Genomic DNA, 17,682 nt, shown 5'->3' with positions numbered 1-17,682 from the left:
TCCCGGGACCGAGGGCCCGCGTCCGCGCCCGGGCGACGTGATCCCGACCACCTGGGAACGGTTTCACCCGTCCGTGGGCGCACCGGGGTGCCTGACTTCGCAGGAACCTGTGCGACTGTCCGATGGACACATCACCACCGGGACGCCCCAGGCGGCCCGGCGACCACGGCGCGGATCTCCCCCGCGCCGTCACGGACCGCCCGCGGTCCACCGCACGGAGGTAGTACCCGCATGACCCTCGTCCTCGAGAACCCCGGGGCGCTCGACCCCGCCGGCCGGCCCGCGCCCTGCGTCGCGCGCCCGCACGCCAACCTCGTGCACCGCGACGGCGCCTGCCGCTGCTTCACCGGCGGCCCCGCCCCCGAGCACGCCACCCGCCCCGAGGACGCCCTGCTGGCCCTCGCGCACCACGGCGCCGCCTGACCCGCCGCGCGGCCCGGCGAGCGGGCGACCCATCCGCGGGCCGCTCGGCTCCGAACCCTCCTCGACAGCACCCGCGACCGAGGAGTCACCATGCGACGCACCCGCAGCACCTACGCCGTCTCCGTCCTGTCCGCCGGACTCGCGCTGAGCCTCACGCTCGCCGCGTGCAGCGACGGGGGCGAGAGCGACACCGGGTCGATGCCCGCCGCCTCGTCCAGCACCGACGGGATGGACCACGACGGCATGTCCGGGACGGACGGCATGGACGAGGTGATGCCCGTCAGCACGGGTGACCCGTTCGCCGACGCCCGCACCGCCGCGGCGCACATGCCCGAGACGGGCCTCACCCTCGCGACCGGCCTCGCCGCCGCGACCGGCACCGCCGGCGAGGTCGACTCCGAGGCCGCCGCCCTGCGCGCGGGCCTCACGGCGATGCTCCAGGAGCACGTCTACCTGACCGGCATCGGCGTCGCGACCGCCTACACCGCCGGCGCCGACTCCGACGAGTTCGCCGCCGCGAAGACCGCGCTCGACGGCAACACCCAGGACCTGGCGGACGCGATCGGCTCGCTCGCCGGCGAGGAGCAGGGCGACGCGTTCCAGCAGCTCTGGGAGACCCACATCGGGTACTTCGTCGACTACGCGGTGGCCGTGCAGGGCGGCGACCAGGCCGCTGCCGACGCCGCGCGCGCGGAGCTCGACGGGTACACCACCGAGGCCGGCGCGTTCTTCGAGCAGATCAGCGCCGGCAACCTGCCGGCCGACGCGGTCGCGGAGTCGCTCGCGATGCACGTCACGACGCTGACCGCCGCGATCGACGCGATGGCCGCCGGTGACCCGGGCGCGTCCGACGCGCTGCGCGCGGCCGCCCAGCACGTCGGCGAGGGTGCCGCGACCATCGCGACCGGCCTCGCCGCCGGCGCCGGCCTGCCCGGGGACGCCATGGACGACGCCTCGACGCTGCGCTCGACCCTGACGGCGCTGCTGCAGGAGCACGTCTACCTCGCGTCGTTCGCGGTCTTCACCGCGTACACCGCCGAGGGCGGCGTGGAGTCCGACGCGTTCACCAGCGCGGCGGCGACCCTCGACGCCAACTCGGTCGCGCTGTCGGACGCCGTCGCGTCCCTCGCGGGCGACGAGAAGGGCGCGGAGTTCCTGGACCTGTGGCGCGAGCACATCGGGTTCTTCGTCGACTACGCGGTCGCCGACGCGACCGGTGACGAGGACGGCCGCCAGCAGGCCCTCGCCGACCTCGACGGCTACCGCCCGCAGGCCGGGGCGTTCTTCGAGGAGGTCAGCGGCGGCGAGCTGCCCGCCGACGACGTGGCGGCCGGTCTCGGCATGCACGTGTCGACGCTCGCCGGGGCGATCGACTCCCTCGCCGCGGCCCTCGTCGCCTGACGCGCCCGGGCGTCCCGAGAACCGTGCCGCCGGTCCCGATCCCCGCCGGGGCCGGCGGCACGCCCACCGGGCCGCACCCACGCGCGTACGGCACACTGGCGCGCGTGCCCAGCCCCGACTCCCGCGCCACCGCGCGCGCAGCCGCCGACCAGGCGCTCGCGCGCGTGGCCGAGGGCGACCTCGACGCGTTCGCGTCGCTCTACGACATGCTGTCCCCCGCCGTGCACGGCACGGCGCTCGCCGTGCTCCGGGACCCGGACCACGCGGCCGAGGTCACCCAGGAGGTCATGGTGGAGATCTGGCGCACCGCCGCCCGGTGGGACGCCCGCCGAGGGTCGGCGCGCGCCTGGGCGACCACGATGGCGCACCGACGGTCGGTGGACCGCGTGCGGTCCGTCCAGGCGCAGCGCGACCGCGACCAGGCCGCCCTCGACGCCGACCGGCCCACCGCGTTCGACGTCGTCGCCGAGCAGGCCGAGGAGCGCCTCGAGGCGCAGCGCGTCCGGCACTGCCTCGGCGGCCTGACCGACACGCAGCGCGAGGCCGTCGTCCTGGCGTACTACGACGGCCGCACGTACCGCGAGGTCGCCGAGCACCTGGACGCCCCGCTGCCCACGGTGAAGTCCCGGATCCGCGACGGACTCGTGCGGCTGCGCGACTGCCTGGGGGTGGCCGCATGAGCACGCCTCCGCCGCGGCCCGGCGACCGCCGCCCCGACGACGCCGCCTCCCGCGAGCTGCTCGGCGCCTGGGCGCTGGACGCCGTCACCGACGCGGAGCGGGCCGCCGTCGAGGACCTCATGGCCCGCGACCCCGACGCCGCCCGCGAGGGCCGCTCGCTCCGGGAGACCGCGGCCCGCCTCGGCGGCGCGGTCGCCACGCCGCCGCCCGACGCGGTCCGGGCCGCGACCCTCGCGCGCGCGGCGGCGACCCCGCAGGACGACGCCGCGGACGGGGCCGACGGGGCGCCGGCGGACGGGACCGCCGCCGGGGACGCCGACCGCCCGGGGCGCGGGCACCCCGGCTCCGCGCACCGCGTCACCCCGCCGGCCGGTCCCGGCCCGCACGCCGCTGCCGCACCGCCCGCCCACCCCGGCGGCTCCACCCGGCCCCCGGCCCGGACCGGACGCCCCGGCTCCCCGGCACGACCCGCCACCCGGCGCCGCTGGCGCACCCTCGTGACGGCGCTCGCCGTCCTGGCGCTCGTCGCCGTCCCGAGCACGATCGCCTGGCGCGAGTCGCAGCGGGCGGCGGAGGCGCAGGCCCGCGCCGACAGGATCGCGGCGGCCCTCGCCGTCCCCGGGGCCCAGGTGGCCGGCGCCGAGCTGACCACGGGCGGCACGGCGGTGGCGGTCCTCACCGCGGACGGCGCGCTGCTCACCGCGACGGGTGTCGACCAGCCGGGCGACGGGCGCGTCTACCAGCTGTGGGTGATGCGCGACGGCGAGCCGCTGCCCGACGCCACGTCCGCCGCACCCGGCGGCACGTTCCAGGTCAGCACGGACGCGTGGCGACCGGGCGACGCCCTCGCGCTGACGGTCGAGCCGTCCGGCGGTTCGCAGGCCCCGACGTCGGAACCGGTCGTGGTCCTCGCCGCCACCTGACCCGACCAGCCCGCCCGGACCGCTCGCACCTGACCTGCTCACGCCCGCCCGCCCGACCGCGCCCACGCTCGACCCGACCGACCGCGTCGACGTTGCAGTAGGTGCGGGGTTCCCGCCTGCGAACCCCGCACCTACGGCAATGTCGATGAGCAGCGGACGCGGGACGGGCGCAGGCGCGGGGCGCGGGCGGGTGCGGGTGGGGCGGGCGTCAGGGGCGGTCGGTGCTGTGCCGCACGTGGGCGTCCCGGCGGCGCGGGACGACCATCGGCGTGCCGGTCTCCGGGTCGGGCACCACGCGCGCGGCCAGCCCGAACACGTCCCGCACCAGCCCGGCCGTGATGACCTCGCCGGGAGCGCCCTGCGCCACCACGCGACCGTCCTGCATCGCGATCACGTGCGTGCCGTACCGGGCCGCCTGGTTGAGGTCGTGCAGCACGGCGACGAGCGTGCGCCCCTCCTCGTGCAGCCGGGCGCAGAGGTCCATGACCTCGTACTGGTGGGCGATGTCGAGGAACGTCGTCGGCTCGTCGAGCAGCAGCAGGTCCGTCTCCTGCGCGAGGGCCATCGCCAGCCAGGCGCGCTGGCGCTGCCCGCCGGACAGGTCCGCGACGTCGCGGTCCCGCAGCTCCGTGACCTCCGTGGCGGCCATCGCGGCCTCGACCGCGCGGGCGTCGTCGGCGGACCACTGGCGCAGCAGACCCTGGTGCGGGTAGCGGCCGCGGGCGACGAGGTCGCCGACGGTGATGCCCTCGGGCGCGATGGGTCCCTGCGGCAGCAGCGCGAGCCGGCGGGCGATCGCGCGGCTGCGCAGCGAGCCCATCGGCGCGCCGTCCAGCAGCACCCGGCCCGCGCGGGGTCGCAGCGTGCGGGCGAGCGCCCGCAGCAGGGTGGACTTGCCGCAGCCGTTCGGCCCGATGATCACGGTGAACGACCCGGCGGGCACGGCGACGGTGAGGTCGCGCGCGACCACCAGCCGGTCGTAGGCGAGCGTCACGGCGTCCGTCGCGAGCGGCGGCGCCGGCGTCGACGCCGGTGCGGGTGTGCCGGTCATGCGGTTCCCTTCCTCCACTCGCGCACCAGCAGGTACGCCAGGTACGAGCCGCCGAGCAGCGCGGTGAGCACGCCGACCGGGTACTGCACGCCCCACGGCGCGTGCTGCGCGAGCAGGTCGGCGGCGACGAGCAGCGCGGCGCCCGTGCACGCGGCCGCGACCATGCCGGGCCCGGTGGAGCGGGTGAGCCGCCGGGCGATCTGCGGGGCGGTGAGCGCGATGAACGACACGGGTCCGCAGACGCTGACGGCGGCGGCGGTCAGCGCGACGCCCACCGCGATCGCGAGGCCACGGGTCCGGCCGGGGTCGACGCCGAGGGCGGTGGCGGCGTCGTCCCCCATCTCGACGAGCTGCAGCCGGCGGGTCAGCGCGAGCGCGCACGGCAGCAGCACCGCGAGCGCGATGCCGATGGTCGCGACGTGCTCGGCCCGCCGGGACAGCAGGCTGCCGTTCAGCCACGCCGCGACGGTCTGCGCCTCCTCGGCCGTGGCCCGGGCCAGGGCGAGCTGCACGAACGCCAGGCTCATCGCGCCGACGGCGATGCCCACGACGACCATCCGCAGCGGCGCCCGCACCCCGCGCCCGGCGCCGAGCAGCACCGCCCCGACGGCCAGCCCGGCGCCCAGCAGGGCACCCACCGGGCCCGGCAGCACCCCGGGCCAGACGAGCGTCGCCGCGGCCGCGCCGGCCGCCGCACCGGAGCCGAGGCCGATCACGTCGGGGCTGCCGAGCGGGTTGCGCGTGACGCTCTGGAACACGGAGCCCGCCACGCCGAACGCGGCCCCGGCGCCCACGGCGACCCCGAGCCGCGGCGCGCGGTTGGACCACAGCACCCACTCCTGCGCGCGCGACCCCTGACCGGCGAGCACGGCGGGGAGCTCGGCGGGGCTGATCCCGAGCTCGCCCAGCCAGACCGTGACCACCGCGAGCACGAGGACGGCGAGCAGCGCGACCGCGCACACGAGGACCGCGCGACGGTTCACCCGCACGACCGGTCCGCGCCGGCCCGCGGCCGCCCCGGCGCGGGCCGGGGCGGTGGGCGCCGCCGGCGCTCCCGCGGTCCCGGGCCCGGTCACAGCCCGACCCTCCCCCGCCGCACGGCCGCCACGAGGAACGGCGCCCCCAGGAACGCGGTCACCACCCCGACCATCAGCTCCCCCGGCCGCGCCACGACCCGGCCCACGACGTCCGCCCCGAGCAGCAGCACCGGGCCGAGCAGGGCCGCGTACGGCAGCAGCCACCGGTGGTCGGCGCCGGTGAACGTCCGCACGGTCAACGGCACCGCGAGCCCGACGAACGCCACCGGCCCGACCGCGGCCACCGACGCGGCCGCGAGCACCGTGGCGGCGGCTCCCGCGAGCAGGCGCGTCCGCCCGGCGCTGAGCCCGAGCGCCGTCGCCGTCTCGTCCCCCAGCGCCAGGGCGTTGAGCGGCCGCGCGAGCAGCAGCGCCAGCACCAGCCCGGCGACGACGTACGGCAGCACCAGCCCGACCGTGCCGTCGGGCCGCCCGGCCAGCGAGCCGATGACCCAGAACCGGTAGGTCGTGAACACGTCGGTGTCGGCCAGCGTGATCGCCTGCACCAGCGCGAGCAGCACGGCACCGACGGCCGACCCGGCGAGCACGAGCCGCACCGGCGTCGCCCGGCCGCCCGGCCCTCCGGACCCGATGACGTACACCGCGACCGTGGCCAGCACGGCGCCGGGCAGCGCCGCCCACACCGAGCGCCCGGCGGTCCCGCCTGCGAGCGCCGTCACGACGACCACGGAGGCGGACGCCCCGGCGTTCACGCCGAGCAGGCCCGGGTCGCCGAGCGGGTTGCGGGTCAGGCCCTGGATCACGGCGCCGGACACCGCGAGCGCCGCGCCGGCGAGCAGCCCGAGCGCCGTGCGGGACAGCCGCGACTGCACGACCGCCGAGGTGTACCCGTCGTCCGGGTGGAGCCACGCCGACCACACGTCGCCGAGCGGCACCTGCTTGGACCCGACGGCGACGCTCAGCCCGCACGCGAGCACCAGCAGGCCGGCGGCGACGAGCAGCCCGGCGGCGAGCGCCCACGTACGCGACCGCGAGCCCCGCGCGGTGCTGCGCGGGGCTCGCGGGGCGGTGACGTCGGCGGTCACGCGCGGGCGCCGGGGTGCTCGTCCGGGCCGGGTCGGCGGCTGGTCAGCTCCCGGTCACCTTCGCGACGACCTCCTCGATCTGCGGGACGTACGCGTCGAGGGCGTACGGCACGCTCAGCGGGTCGGCGACGGTGACCGCCATGCCGAGCTGCCGGTCGATCATCGGCAGGTACGCACCGGACGCGAACGCCGGCATCTGCTGCCACAGCGGCTGCGCCTCGGTGGCGGCCTGCTCGTCCTCGTCGTTGAACCAGGTGAACAGCACGTCCACGTCGTCGAGCCGGTCCGCGTTCTCCAGGCCGAGCGTCGCGTAGAACGAGCCGGGGTCCGGCTCCAGCGAGGCGGCGGACGGCGCGAGCTGCAGGCCGAGGCTCGACAGCAGCGCGACGCGGGTGTCGCCGGGCATGTACACCCCGAGCGAGCCGGCCTGGTCGCCGCCGTAGACGTACGCGTAGGTGACGTCGGCCCACTCGGGGTGCGCCTGCGCGACCTCGTCGTAGGCGGCCTGGATGCCGTCCACCAGCTCGTCGCCCCGCTCCGGGACGCCCAGCGCCTGCGCCGCGATCGTGATCTGGTCCTCGACGGAGGTCGCCCACGCGTCGCCCGGGTAGGCCACCACGGGCGCGAAGTCGGAGAGCTGGTCGAACGTGGCCTGGTCGATGCCGGACTGCGTCGCGAGGATCAGGTCGGGCTCGAGCGCGATGACGGCCTCGACGTCGAGCTCCGGGTACATCGTGATGGTCTCGGGCAGCTCCTCGCCGGCGTCCTCGACCGCCTCGCGGAACCACGGCTGGTACCCGTCCTCGTCGCCGGCCCAGTCGTCGGACTCGATGCCGACGGGGGTGGTGCCGAGCGAGAACGCGATGTCGGCGGCGCCCCAGCCGAGGGCGACGACGCGCTCGGGGCGCTCGGGGATCGTGGCCTCGCCGAGCGACGACTCGATGGTGACCGGGAACGCGCCCTCGGCCGCGGCGGTGTCGCCGGGCGTGCCGGAGTCGTCGGCGGACCCGCCGTCGTCGCCGGAGCAGGCGGTCAGGGCGAGCGCGGCGGCACCGAGCACGGCGACGGCGGTCAGGCCGCGGCGGGCGGCCGGGCGCGGGCGGGACGTGCGAGCGTGCACGAGGGGCTCCGATCGGGGAGGGGCGCCCGCGCCGCCGCTGCGGCGTCGTCGGCGCCGCGACGATGAGGCGAGCCTAACCTACCTTCGGGCGCCGTCCGGACGGGGGCTCAGAGCGCGAGGGCCCGACCGGTGAGACGCTCGTACGCCTCCAGGTACCGGTCCCGGGTGCGTGCCACCACGTCCGCCGGCAGCGGGGGCGGCGGGGCGTCCGACGCGCGGTCCCACCCCGACCCCGGCGACGTCAGCCAGTCGCGCACGTACTGCTTGTCGAAGCTCGGCTGCGCGCGCCCCGGCTCCCACGCGTCCGCCGGCCAGAACCGCGACGAGTCGGGCGTCAGCACCTCGTCGCCGAGCGTGAGCTCCCCCGTCACGAGGTCCCGGCCGAACTCCAGCTTGGTGTCCGCCAGGATGACGCCGCGCTCGCGCGCGATCCCCTCCGCCCGCGCGTAGACCGCGAGCGTGAGGTCGCGCAGCCGCTCGGCGAGCTCCCGCCCGACGGTCGCGGCCACCTGGTCCAGCGTGACGTTCTCGTCGTGCTCCCCGAGCTCGGCCTTCGTCGCGGGCGTGAACACCGGCGCCGCGAGCCGCGAGCCGTCCACCAGCCCCGCCGGCAGCGCGATGCCCGTCACCGACCCCGACACGCGGTACTCCGCGAGGCCCGAGCCCGTGAGGTAGCCGCGCGCCACGCACTCGACCGGCACCATGTCGAGCCGGCGGCACAGCATCGCCCGCCCGAGCACCGGCTCCGGCACGTCGGGGGCGTCGGCCGTGACCACGTGGTTCGGCACCAGGTCGGCGAGCTGCTCGAACCACCACAGGCTGAGCTGCGTGAGCACGACGCCCTTGCCGGGGATGCCCGGCTCGAGCACGTGGTCGTAGGCGCTCACCCGGTCGCTCGCGACGACCAGCACGACGTCGCCGTGCCGCTCCGCGACGTCCGCCCCGGCGCCCTGCGTGGTGTCGGGGACGTACAGGTCGCGGACCTTGCCGGAGTACGTGTGCGTCCAGCCGGGGAGCGTGGGAGCGGTCATGCGTCCATCCTGCCGCAGCCCGTCGGGGTCGCGCGGCGGGCGTCCGGGCTCAGGCCCCGGCGGCCGCCCGCGCGATGTCGGTGCGGTGGTGGGAGCCGTCCAGGCGGATGCGGCCGACGCCCGCGTAGGCCGCCTCCCGGGCCGCCGCGAGGTCCGGCCCCGTGCCGACGACGGAGAGCACCCGGCCCCCGGCGGACAGCACCGCGCCGTCCGCGCCGGCCGCGGTGCCGGCGTGCAGCACGTCCACACCCGGCAGCGCGGCGGCGTCGGCGAGCCCCTCGACGACGTCGCCCGTGCGCGGGGCCTCCGGGTAGCCGGACGAGGCGACGACCACCGTCACCGCGGCGTCGTCGCGCCACTCCAGCGGCGGCAGCTCCGCGAGCCGGCCCGTCGCGGCCGCGAGCAGCACGCCCGCGAGCGGGGTCGCGAGGCGCGCGAGGACGACCTGCGTCTCCGGGTCGCCGAAGCGCGCGTTGAACTCGACCACCCGGGTGCCGCGGCTCGTCAGCGCGAGCCCGCAGTACAGGACCCCCGCGAACGGGGTGCCGCGCCGGGCCATCTCGTCGACCGTCGGCTGGGCGACCTGCGCCACGACCTCCTCGACCAGGCCCGCGGGCGCCCACGGCAGCGGCGAGTACGCGCCCATGCCGCCGGTGTTCGGGCCGGTGTCCGCGTCGCCGACGCGCTTGAAGTCCTGCGCCGGCACCAGCGGCACCACGTGCGCGCCGTCGGACAGCACGAACAGCGACACCTCGGGGCCGTCCAGGTAGTCCTCGACGACGACGCGTCCGCCGGGCTTCGCGAGGCACGCGAGCGCGTGCGCCAGCGCCGCCGCGCGGTCCTCGGTGACGACGACGCCCTTGCCGGCCGCGAGCCCGTCGTCCTTCACGACGTACGGGGCGCCGAACGTGTCGAGCGCCGCCGCCGCGCGCTCCGGGTCCGTGACGACCACCGGGTCCGCGGTCGGCACGCCGGCGGCGGCCATGACCTCCTTGGCGAAGGCCTTCGACCCCTCCAGGCGCGCCGCCTCGGCGCTCGGGCCGAAGACCGGCACCCCGGCGGCGCGCACGGCGTCGGCCACCCCCGCCACCAGCGGCGCCTCCGGCCCCACGACGACGAGGTCCGCGCCGAGCGACGTCGCGAGCGCCGCCACGGCGTCCCCGTCCAGCGGGTCGACGGCGTGCAGCGCGGCGAGGGCGCCGATGCCCGGGTTGCCCGGGGCGGCGTGCAGCTCGGTGACGGCCGGGTCCTGGGACAGGGCGAGGGCGAGGGCGTGCTCGCGGGCGCCGGTCCCGACGACGAGGATCTTCACGGGCCGACCCTACCGAGCCCCCGCGCGCGGCCGGGTGGACGGACCGCGCGCTGGGACGAGGTCAGCCCAGCAGGTCGTGGATGCTGACGGTCGCCTCGCGGCCCGGGCCGACGCCCACCGCGGAGATCCGGCAGCCCGAGATCTCCTCGAGGCGCGCCAGGTAGCGCTGCGCGGCCTTCGGCAGGTCGTCGAGCTCGCGGGCGCCCGTGATGTCCTCGGTCCAGCCGTCCAGGTACTCGTAGACCGGCGTCGCGTGGTGGTAGTCGCTCTGGTCGTCCGGCATCTCGTCGAACCGGCGGCCGTCCACGTCGTACGCCACCGCCACCGGGATCGTGTCCCGGCCGGTGAGCACGTCGAGCTTCGTCACCACGAGATCCGTCAGGCCGTTGATGCGCGAGGAGTACCGCGCGACGACCGCGTCGTACCAGCCGGTGCGGCGCGGGCGGCCCGTCGTGGTGCCGTACTCCCCGCCGGTGCGGCGCAGCCACTCGCCGTCCTCGTCGAACAGCTCCGTGGGGTACGGGCCCTCGCCGACGCGGGTGGTGTACGCCTTCGCGACGCCGACGACCCGGTCGATGCGCGTCGGGCCGATGCCCGAGCCGGTGCACGCGCCGCCGGCCGTCGCGGACGACGACGTGACGAACGGGTACGTGCCGTGGTCGACGTCGAGCATGGTGGCCTGGCCGGCCTCGAACACGAGGGTCTTCCCCGCGTCCAGCGCCTGGTTCAGCACCAGCGGGGTGTCCGCGACGTACGGGTGGAGCCGCTCGGCGAAGCGCAGCAGGTCCTCGACGGTCTCGTCGACCGTGATGGCCCGGCGGTTGTAGACCTTCACGAGCAGGTGGTTCTTCTGGTCGAGCGCGCCCTCGACCTTCTGCCGCAGGATCTTCTCGTCGAACAGGTCCTGGATGCGGATGCCGACGCGGTTGATCTTGTCGGCGTACGCCGGGCCGATGCCGCGGCCGGTGGTGCCGATCTTCCGCTTGCCGAGGAACCGCTCGGTGACCTTGTCGATGGTGCGGTGGTACGGGGCGATGACGTGCGCGGCGGACGACACGAGCAGCCGCTCCGCGGACACGCCCCGGGCCTCGAGCGCGTCGATCTCCGAGAACAGCACCTCGAGGTCGATGACGACGCCGTTGCCGATGACCGGGACGACGCCGGGCGACAGGATGCCGGACGGCAGCAGGTGCAGGGCGTACTTCTCGCCGCCGACGACGACCGTGTGCCCGGCGTTGTTGCCGCCGTTGAACTTCACGACGTAGTCGATCCGCGAGCCGAGCTGGTCGGTCGCCTTGCCCTTGCCCTCGTCGCCCCACTGGGTCCCGAGCACCACGACGGCCGGCATGTCGATCACACTCCCACCCTGCCCGGCGGCGGCGTCTCCCGGCGGTCTCGACGTCCGGGGAGCTCCAGGCACCGGGCGGCAGGCGACCCAGTACCTCCAAAAGGCTACCGGAGCCGCCCTTCTCCCGCGGGAGCCCACCCCCCTGGCCCGTCGGAGCCTCCCACGCGTGATCGTGGTGCTCCGCGGACCACCACGATCCCGCGTGCCACCCTCCGAGCGCGTTGGGAGCCTCCGAGGGGAGGGAGGGAGAGGAGAGGGAGGGAGGGGTCAGCGGAGGGCGCTGATCTCCTCCGGGGAGGTGCCGGAGTCGACGAGGAACTGGGCGCAGCGGTCGGCCTCGTCCTCCTCGTCGATGGCGTCGGCGGCCTCCGCGAGCGCGAGGAGCGCGCGCAGGAACCCCTGGTTCGGCTCGTGGTCGGCGGGGACGGGCCCGCGCCCGCGCCAGCCGGCCCGGCGCAGGGCGTCGAGCCCGCGGTGGTAGCCGGTGCGCGCGTAGGCGTACGCCGCGACCGGGTCGCCCTCGTCGGCGAGCGCGCGCTCGGCGAGCAGCGCCCAGGCGAGCGACGACGTCGGCACCTCGCGGGCGGCGTCGCGGGGGTCGCCGCCCCGGTCGAGCACCGCGCGCGCGTCGGCGTCGGCTCCCTCGGGCAGGCGGGTGGGCTCGGGCTCGAGGAGATTCGGACCGGTCATGGGCCCAGTGTCGCAGCCACCCGCTCCGCATGCGGTGCCGCGGCGCGGGTGGTTACAGTCGTCCCGCCCCTGCAGGCCCCACGGAGGTCCCCCATGATCGAGATCGCCACCTCGGCGGCGACGACCACGCTCGTCATCGCCGGCGACCTCGACCTCGCCGAGCGCGACCAGTTCCCGGAGATCGCGGCCCGCGTGGTGGGGCTGCGGCGCCAGCTGCTGGTCATCGACATGTGCGGCGTGACGTTCATGGACTCGACGGGCGCGGCGTTCCTCATCTCGTTGGCCGACGCCAGCCGCAAGCGGGGCGGGGCCACGGTGCTGCGCGGCGCGGACCCGCGGGACCTGTTCGTGCTGGAGATCTGCGGGGCGCTCGAGCTGTTCCGCATCGACGCGGACCACCGCTGCGCGGGCGACGAGACGTCCCCCGCGACCGAGGACGCCTCCTCGCCCGCCTGACCGCGCCTCAGGCCGCCGGCACGGTCCGGACACCCGGGCGGTCGACTCCGTCCGCCTGCACGACGACGGCAGGGCTCCGCGTCCCGGGCGCGCCGCCCCGCAGCTCGCCGACCCAGCAGACGTCGCCGCGCTCGATCACCAGTCCGCCTCGGTGACGACGTCGGCAGCCGCCCGACGGAAGTCCTCCGTGCCGGCCCCGGGCTGTCCCGCGTCCGCGATCGCGTCGTCGATGCGTGCCGTCAGGTCGCCGTCGTCAGCCGGGAGCACGACCGCGGTCATGTCCCCGGTCCCGCGGGGCCGTCGGCGCCGGCGGGCCCGGACGGCCGGACCCGCGCCCACACCACCTTGCCGCTGCCGGACGGCCGCCAGCCCCAGTCGGCCAGCCGCTCGACGATCCGCATGCCGAACCCGCCGATCCGCCCCGGGTGGCCCTCGGTGGCGACCGGCGGCGTGGGGTTGGAGTCCTCGACCTCGATGCGCAGACCCTCGCCGGTGTCGTGCAGCCGGAGCGTGACGCGACCCCACCCGTGCAGCACGGCGTTGGCGACCAGCTCCGACACCACGAGCTCGGCGTTCGCCGCGTCGCCGAGCTCCCACGCGTGGCTGGTGCGCAGCACGGCGTGACGTGCCCGGGCGATCGACGCGGGCTCGCTGGGGAGCTGCCAGCGCCGGCTGCGGACGTTGCCGCCGTGACCGGACGTGTCGGTGAGGTCGGGGATCCGCACGACGACGACCGCGACGTCGTCCTCGGGGCTGTCCGCGAGCCGCGCGAGCAGCTCCTCGCCGATGCCGGCCGCGTCGACCGCGGTGGCGCCCGCGGCGACCGCGCGCAGCGCCGCGAGACCGTCGAGCAGGGCGCGGTCCCGGCGCTCGATGAGGCCGTCGGTGTAGAAGACCAGGACGTCGCCGGGCAGCAGGTCGGCCCGCGCGGTGCTGCGGGGGCCGTGGCCGAACCCGATCAGCGGGCCGCCCGCGCCGTCGAGCAGGACCACCTCGCGGTCCCGCACCAGCAGCGCCGGCAGGTGCCCGGCGCGCGAGTACGCCAGGGACCACGTGGGGCAGCCGCCGTCCGCTCCGCCGCTGCGCGTCAGCGTGGTGAGCACCAGGCCGGCCGACCGCGGGATCCGCATGCCGCCGACCAGGGTGTCGACGCGCTCCAGCACGGGGCCCGGCTCCGTCACCTCGAACGCGTACGCGCGGACCACGGAGCGGAGCTGGCCCATCGCGGCGGCCGCCTCGACGTCGTGGCCCACGACGTCCCCGATGACGACGCCCACCACGTCCGGGGCGATCTGCACGACGTCGTACCAGTCGCCGCCGACCTGCGCGTAGACGACGTTCGGCGCGTAGTACGACCACACGTCGAGCCCGTCGACCTCCGCCTGCTCGGGGAGCATCGCGCGCTGGAGGGTCTCGGCGACCCGGTGCTCGCGCGCGTACAGCCGGACGTTCTCCATCGCGAGGCCGACCCGCCGGCCGGTCAGCGACAGGATGGTGCGCGTCCGCTCGTCCAGGGCGGACCCGGGCACGCGGTCCTGGCCCGGCGCCGCCTCGCGCGGGACGGCCACCAGCAGGCCGAGCACCCGGTTGCGGCCCGGCAGCGCCAGCACCGCGACGTGCGCGAGCTCCGCGCCGCCGGGGACGCGCGCCCGCAGGTCGGCCGCGAGCCACGCCGACGCCGTGCGCGGGGGGTGGTCGGCCGCGACGTCGAAGTCGATCGCGACGGCGCCCTCGCCCTCGCCGTCCAGCAGCCGCTGCACCGCGTCCGGCACGTCCGACCGGTCCCCGCGGCGCGGCACGAACGGTCCGGGCGCACCGGCGGGCTGGCGGCGCTGCCCCCACGGGACCCGCGTCGTGTCGACGCCGTCCGCCGCGTGCAGGCCGTCGTCGTCCACGTAGAAGCCCGCCCACGCGACCACCCGGGAGGACAGCAGCTCGGCGATGGCCCGCAGGCCGTACGGGTCGTCGAGGTCCATGACCAGGTCCGACACCGTGCCGATGAGCGCGAGGTCCTCGCTCTCCTGCCGGACCACCTCGACCTGGGCGGCGACGGCGGCGTCCCGGTCGACCTCGGCGGTGACGTCGACGAACGCGGCCACCCAGTGCGTCGGCTCCCCGTCGGCGCCGAGCACCGGGGTGACGACGGTCCGCGCCCAGAACCAGTCGCCGCCGGCGCGCCGGAGCCGCAGCAAGGCGGACGTCGACCGCGAGGCCTGCACCGCCTCCCGGAGCCGGCGCAGGCCGGCGGCGTCCTCGGCCGCGAGCGACACGAGCTGCGCCGCGGGGCCGGCGACGTCAGCCGCCGTCAGGCCGGTCAGCTCCGTGAACGCCGGGTTCACCCACACGACGGGCCAGAGCGGCGGCTCCGCGGCCGCGACCAGGACGGGCATCCCCACGGCCTGGCCGATGGCCCTGCCGAGCGCCTCCTGGGTCTCCTCGGCGCGGTCCCCGGGCGCGGAGTTGACCACCACCGCCTCCGATCGTCTAGCGTTCCGGACAGGTTCCGGCGAAGCCACCCACCGGGACGAGCCGACACCGGCACGGTCCGACGACCGCCATCCGGAAGGAAGGGAGCATCGTGCGCGACGGTAACAGCACACCGCCGGGCGGGCTCGCCGGGGACGGGAGCTCGCAGGACGCCGCGGCACCGACGGTACCCGCCGCCCGGGACGCCGCCGGGGAGCCGGGGTCCGTGCACGTCATCCTGTCGCCCGACAGGACCACGATCGTGCTGTCCGGCGAGGTCGACGCCGACCTCGGGGCCGACCTGGCGCAGGCGGGCACGGACGCGGAGCAGGCCGGCCTGCCGATCGAGGTCGACGCGCACCACGTGACGTTCATGGACTCCTCGGGCGTCGCGTTCCTGGCGCGGCTCGCGATGCGCACGCCGCACCGTGTCCGGCTGCTGCACGTGCCGCCGACGGTGGAGTTCCTGCTCGAGGTGACGCGCATCGGCGAGCTGCTGGACGTCGTCGACGACGCTCCCCCGGCGGGCTGACCGCCGCGACTCCCGCACGGCGCGCCCCACGACGCACGAGGGCCCGGTCACCGTCACGGTGACCGGGCCCTCGTCGTCGCGCCGGGGCGCGGGAGGTGTCGGCCTCAGCGCATGCGCTGGCCCGCCGAGCGCAGCTGCTGCGCGGCCTCGACGATGCGGGCGGCCATGCCGGCCTCGGCCAGCTTGCCCCAGGCGCGCGGGTCGTAGGCCTTCTTGTTGCCCACCTCGCCGTCGACCTTCAGGACGCCGTCGTAGTTGGTGAACATGTGGCCGACCACGGGGCGCGTGAACGCGTACTGGGTGTCGGTGTCGATGTTCATCTTGATGACGCCGTTGTCGACCGCCTCGGCGATCTCCGCGGCCGTGGAGCCCGAGCCGCCGTGGAACACGAGGTCGAACGGGTTCTCCTTGCCGATCTCCGCGCCGACGGCCTTCTGGATGTCCGCGAGGATCGACGGGCGCAGCTTGACGGCACCCGGCTTGTACACGCCGTGCACGTTGCCGAAGGTCAGCGCCGTCAGGTAGCGGCCCTTCTCGCCGGCGCCGAGCGCGCGGACCGTCGCCAGGCCGTCCTCGGCCGTCGTGTAGAGCTTCTCGTTGATCTCGGCCTCGTGGCCGTCCTCCTCGCCGCCCACGACGCCGACCTCGATCTCGAGGATGGTGCGCGCGGCCTGCGACAGCTCGAGCAGCTCGGCCGCGATGACGAGGTTCTCGTCCAGCGGGATGTCGGAGCCGTCGAACATGTGCGACTGGAAGGTCGGGTTCTTGCCGGCCTTGACCTCCTCGGCCTCGAGGGCCAGGAGCGGGCGGACCCAGGAGTCCAGGTTCTTCTTGACGCAGTGGTCGGTGTGCAGGGCGACCGTGATGCCGTAGCCCTTGGCGACCTCGGTGGCGTACGCGGCGAGCGCGCGGGTGCCGGAGACGCGGTCCTTCACCGTGGAGCCCGACGCGTACTCGGCGCCGCCGACCGACACCTGGAGGATGCCGTCCGACTCCGCCTCGGCGAAGCCCTGCAGCGCGGCGGTGACGGTCTGGGAGGAGGTGACGTTGACGGCCGGGTAGGCGAACTTGCCCGCCTTCGCCCGGTCGATCATCTCGGCGTACACCTCGGGGGTGGCGATGGCCATCGCAGCAGCTCCAAAGAAAGTGGGGTTCGCTATCGCACCAAGTCTGGCACGTCCCCGGACTGACCCGTCCGGGACGTCCTGCCCACGGGACGCCCGCCCCACCCCCGGCCGGGTCGGGGGCGGGCGCGTCAGGGGCCGGTGCGTCAGGGGCCGGGGCGGTAGAGGTCGGCCTCGAACCGGTAGGCGTCCCCGCGGTAGTGGTTGACGCCGACGAGCACGGGCGCGCCGTCGGCGGTGTACGCGACCTCGCGCCCGACGAGCACGGGTGCCCCGACGGTCGTGCCGAGGAGCGCGGCGAGGCGGTCGTCGGCGGCGTCCGCCTGCACGGAGTACGCGGACCGGTGGATGGCGATCCCGCACCGGGTGCGCAGCTCCTCGTAGAGCGAGCGGTCGGTCAGGTCGGCGTCGACCAGGGCGGCCGCGCGGTCGCGCGGGACGACGACGACGTCGTAGCAGACGGGGACGCCGTCCATGCCGCGCAGCCGGTCGAGCTGCAGCACCGGGGAGGCGGGCGCGACGGCGAGCCGGTCGGCCTCCTCGAACGTGGCGGGGCGCACCTCCTGGCGCAGCACGCGCGAGCTCGGCCGCAGCCCGCGGGAGCGCGCCATCTCGGTGAACGACTGCAGCGTGCTGGGCGGCTCCCCGATGACCTGGCGCGGCACGAACCAGCCGCGCTGCGCGGACCGCTCGACGGCGCCGTCCTCCTCGAGCGCCGCGAGCGCCTGGCGCAGCGTGGTCCGGCTGACGCCGAGCCGGGTGGACAGCTCGCGCTCGCCGGGGAGCCGCGAGCCCGGGGCGTAGCGCCCCAGGCGCAGGTCCTCCGTGAGCCGCTCGTGCACCGCCTGGACGGCCCCCTGGGTGATCATGCGGGCACGCTACCAGTCGCACCGACTTTCATACCAGTACCGACTTTTGGTCTATTGCTGGACCAACTGGTCCGCCCGCTGCTAGCGTCGTCGGCACGGGCCTCCGGCGACGACGCCACCCGGGAACCCACCCC

General features: G+C 76.4%; 18 protein-coding genes. 6 read left to right on the top strand and 12 right to left on the bottom strand.

The genetic code is table 11. The features are described from left to right. Window positions 1–231 precede the first annotated feature (231 nt). From P9841_RS14230 to P9841_RS14215, 4 genes are all read left to right on the top strand, one after another. Window positions 232–423 carry a hypothetical protein gene (locus P9841_RS14230; protein ID WP_283319301.1) on the top strand — a complete coding sequence of 64 codons (192 nt, stop codon included), beginning with the start codon at window positions 232–234 and terminating at the stop codon, window positions 421–423. Between the two features lie 90 nt (window positions 424–513). Continuing rightward, window positions 514–1,824, top strand: coding sequence for a hypothetical protein (locus P9841_RS14225; protein ID WP_283319300.1), 1,311 nt, complete (start codon window positions 514–516; stop codon window positions 1,822–1,824). Window positions 1,825–1,928: 104 nt separating this feature from the next. Beyond that, entirely contained in the window at window positions 1,929–2,504 is a 576-nt protein-coding gene (sigK, locus tag P9841_RS14220; RefSeq protein WP_283319299.1) for an ECF RNA polymerase sigma factor SigK, read from the top strand. Further along, window positions 2,501–3,427 carry an anti-sigma factor gene (locus P9841_RS14215; protein WP_283319298.1) on the top strand — a complete coding sequence of 309 codons (927 nt, stop codon included), beginning with the start codon at window positions 2,501–2,503 and terminating at the stop codon, window positions 3,425–3,427. Before sigK ends, P9841_RS14215 begins: the two co-directional genes overlap by 4 nt. Window positions 3,428–3,635: 208 nt before the next feature. Here the strand turns inward: P9841_RS14215 and P9841_RS14210 are convergent, their stop codons facing one another. The 8 genes from P9841_RS14210 to P9841_RS14175 form a co-directional block, all read right to left on the bottom strand. Continuing rightward, the gene (locus P9841_RS14210; protein WP_283319297.1) at window positions 3,636–4,478 is read right to left on the bottom strand and encodes an ABC transporter ATP-binding protein; all 843 of its coding nucleotides are present in this window, start codon (window positions 4,476–4,478) and stop codon (window positions 3,636–3,638) included. Next, entirely contained in the window at window positions 4,475–5,554 is a 1,080-nt protein-coding gene (locus P9841_RS14205) for a FecCD family ABC transporter permease (RefSeq protein ID WP_283319296.1), read from the bottom strand. Before P9841_RS14205 ends, P9841_RS14210 begins: the two co-directional genes overlap by 4 nt. Further along, window positions 5,551–6,600 carry a FecCD family ABC transporter permease gene (locus P9841_RS14200; protein WP_283319295.1) on the bottom strand — a complete coding sequence of 350 codons (1,050 nt, stop codon included), beginning with the start codon at window positions 6,598–6,600 and terminating at the stop codon, window positions 5,551–5,553. Before P9841_RS14200 ends, P9841_RS14205 begins: the two co-directional genes overlap by 4 nt. Window positions 6,601–6,643: 43 nt before the next feature. Beyond that, window positions 6,644–7,720 carry an iron-siderophore ABC transporter substrate-binding protein gene (locus P9841_RS14195; protein WP_283319294.1) on the bottom strand — a complete coding sequence of 359 codons (1,077 nt, stop codon included), beginning with the start codon at window positions 7,718–7,720 and terminating at the stop codon, window positions 6,644–6,646. 107 nt (window positions 7,721–7,827) lie between these two features. After that, window positions 7,828–8,751, bottom strand: a complete 924-nt coding sequence (locus P9841_RS14190) for a phosphoribosylaminoimidazolesuccinocarboxamide synthase (protein ID WP_283319293.1) — start codon at window positions 8,749–8,751, stop codon at window positions 7,828–7,830. A 49-nt stretch (window positions 8,752–8,800) separates the two neighbouring features. Next, the gene (purD, locus tag P9841_RS14185) at window positions 8,801–10,063 is read right to left on the bottom strand and encodes a phosphoribosylamine--glycine ligase (protein ID WP_283319292.1); all 1,263 of its coding nucleotides are present in this window, start codon (window positions 10,061–10,063) and stop codon (window positions 8,801–8,803) included. A 61-nt stretch (window positions 10,064–10,124) separates the two neighbouring features. Then, window positions 10,125–11,411 (bottom strand): adenylosuccinate synthase, encoded by a 1,287-nt coding sequence (locus P9841_RS14180; RefSeq protein ID WP_283321966.1) that lies wholly within the window; start codon window positions 11,409–11,411, stop codon window positions 10,125–10,127. 267 nt (window positions 11,412–11,678) lie between these two features. Further along, on the bottom strand, window positions 11,679–12,101 hold the full coding sequence (locus P9841_RS14175) for a DUF3151 domain-containing protein (protein ID WP_283319291.1): 423 nt from the start codon (window positions 12,099–12,101) through the stop codon (window positions 11,679–11,681). A gap of 93 nt (window positions 12,102–12,194) precedes the next feature. Here P9841_RS14175 and P9841_RS14170 point away from each other — a divergent pair, with 93 nt between their 5' ends. Next, window positions 12,195–12,557 carry an STAS domain-containing protein gene (locus tag P9841_RS14170; protein WP_283319290.1) on the top strand — a complete coding sequence of 121 codons (363 nt, stop codon included), beginning with the start codon at window positions 12,195–12,197 and terminating at the stop codon, window positions 12,555–12,557. Between the two features lie 135 nt (window positions 12,558–12,692). Here the strand turns inward: P9841_RS14170 and P9841_RS14165 are convergent, their stop codons facing one another. Beyond that, the gene (locus P9841_RS14165) at window positions 12,693–12,836 is read right to left on the bottom strand and encodes a hypothetical protein (RefSeq protein ID WP_283319289.1); all 144 of its coding nucleotides are present in this window, start codon (window positions 12,834–12,836) and stop codon (window positions 12,693–12,695) included. Next, the gene (locus P9841_RS14160; protein WP_283319288.1) at window positions 12,833–15,028 is read right to left on the bottom strand and encodes a SpoIIE family protein phosphatase; all 2,196 of its coding nucleotides are present in this window, start codon (window positions 15,026–15,028) and stop codon (window positions 12,833–12,835) included. The genes P9841_RS14165 and P9841_RS14160 overlap by 4 nt, the downstream gene beginning before the upstream one ends. Before the next feature lie 107 nt (window positions 15,029–15,135). On the opposite strand from P9841_RS14160, the gene P9841_RS14155 reads away from it, so the two are divergent. Next, window positions 15,136–15,555 carry an STAS domain-containing protein gene (locus P9841_RS14155; RefSeq protein ID WP_502847724.1) on the top strand — a complete coding sequence of 140 codons (420 nt, stop codon included), beginning with the start codon at window positions 15,136–15,138 and terminating at the stop codon, window positions 15,553–15,555. A gap of 104 nt (window positions 15,556–15,659) precedes the next feature. On the opposite strand, the gene fbaA is transcribed toward P9841_RS14155, so the two are convergent. Beyond that, window positions 15,660–16,682 (bottom strand): class II fructose-bisphosphate aldolase, encoded by a 1,023-nt coding sequence (fbaA, locus tag P9841_RS14150; RefSeq protein WP_283319287.1) that lies wholly within the window; start codon window positions 16,680–16,682, stop codon window positions 15,660–15,662. Window positions 16,683–16,825: 143 nt separating this feature from the next. Next, entirely contained in the window at window positions 16,826–17,548 is a 723-nt protein-coding gene (locus P9841_RS14145; RefSeq protein WP_283319286.1) for a GntR family transcriptional regulator, read from the bottom strand. Between the last annotated feature and the right edge of the window lie 134 nt (window positions 17,549–17,682).

This window comes from Cellulomonas sp. ES6 (assembly GCF_030053835.1).
Classification (GTDB): domain Bacteria; phylum Actinomycetota; class Actinomycetes; order Actinomycetales; family Cellulomonadaceae; genus Cellulomonas.
Note: the sequence above shows the minus strand (reverse complement) of the source record. Positions and strands in the feature narration are given on the sequence as shown.

What these genes read in the sequence shown, in the direction of transcription:
- P9841_RS14230 (WP_283319301.1), top strand. Translation starts at nt 232, where the DNA reads ATGACCCTCGTCCTCGAGAACCCCGGGGCGCTCGACCCCGCCGGCCGG.
- P9841_RS14225 (WP_283319300.1), top strand. Translation starts at nt 514, where the DNA reads ATGCGACGCACCCGCAGCACCTACGCCGTCTCCGTCCTGTCCGCCGGA.
- P9841_RS14215 (WP_283319298.1), top strand. Translation starts at nt 2,501, where the DNA reads ATGAGCACGCCTCCGCCGCGGCCCGGCGACCGCCGCCCCGACGACGCC.
- P9841_RS14210 (WP_283319297.1), bottom strand. Translation starts at nt 4,478, where the DNA reads ATGACCGGCACACCCGCACCGGCGTCGACGCCGGCGCCGCCGCTCGCG.
- P9841_RS14190 (WP_283319293.1), bottom strand. Translation starts at nt 8,751, where the DNA reads ATGACCGCTCCCACGCTCCCCGGCTGGACGCACACGTACTCCGGCAAG.
- P9841_RS14180 (WP_283321966.1), bottom strand. Translation starts at nt 11,411, where the DNA reads ATGCCGGCCGTCGTGGTGCTCGGGACCCAGTGGGGCGACGAGGGCAAG.
- P9841_RS14175 (WP_283319291.1), bottom strand. Translation starts at nt 12,101, where the DNA reads ATGACCGGTCCGAATCTCCTCGAGCCCGAGCCCACCCGCCTGCCCGAG.
- P9841_RS14170 (WP_283319290.1), top strand. Translation starts at nt 12,195, where the DNA reads ATGATCGAGATCGCCACCTCGGCGGCGACGACCACGCTCGTCATCGCC.
- P9841_RS14165 (WP_283319289.1), bottom strand. Translation starts at nt 12,836, where the DNA reads ATGACCGCGGTCGTGCTCCCGGCTGACGACGGCGACCTGACGGCACGC.
- fbaA (WP_283319287.1), bottom strand. Translation starts at nt 16,682, where the DNA reads ATGGCCATCGCCACCCCCGAGGTGTACGCCGAGATGATCGACCGGGCG.
- P9841_RS14145 (WP_283319286.1), bottom strand. Translation starts at nt 17,548, where the DNA reads ATGATCACCCAGGGGGCCGTCCAGGCGGTGCACGAGCGGCTCACGGAG.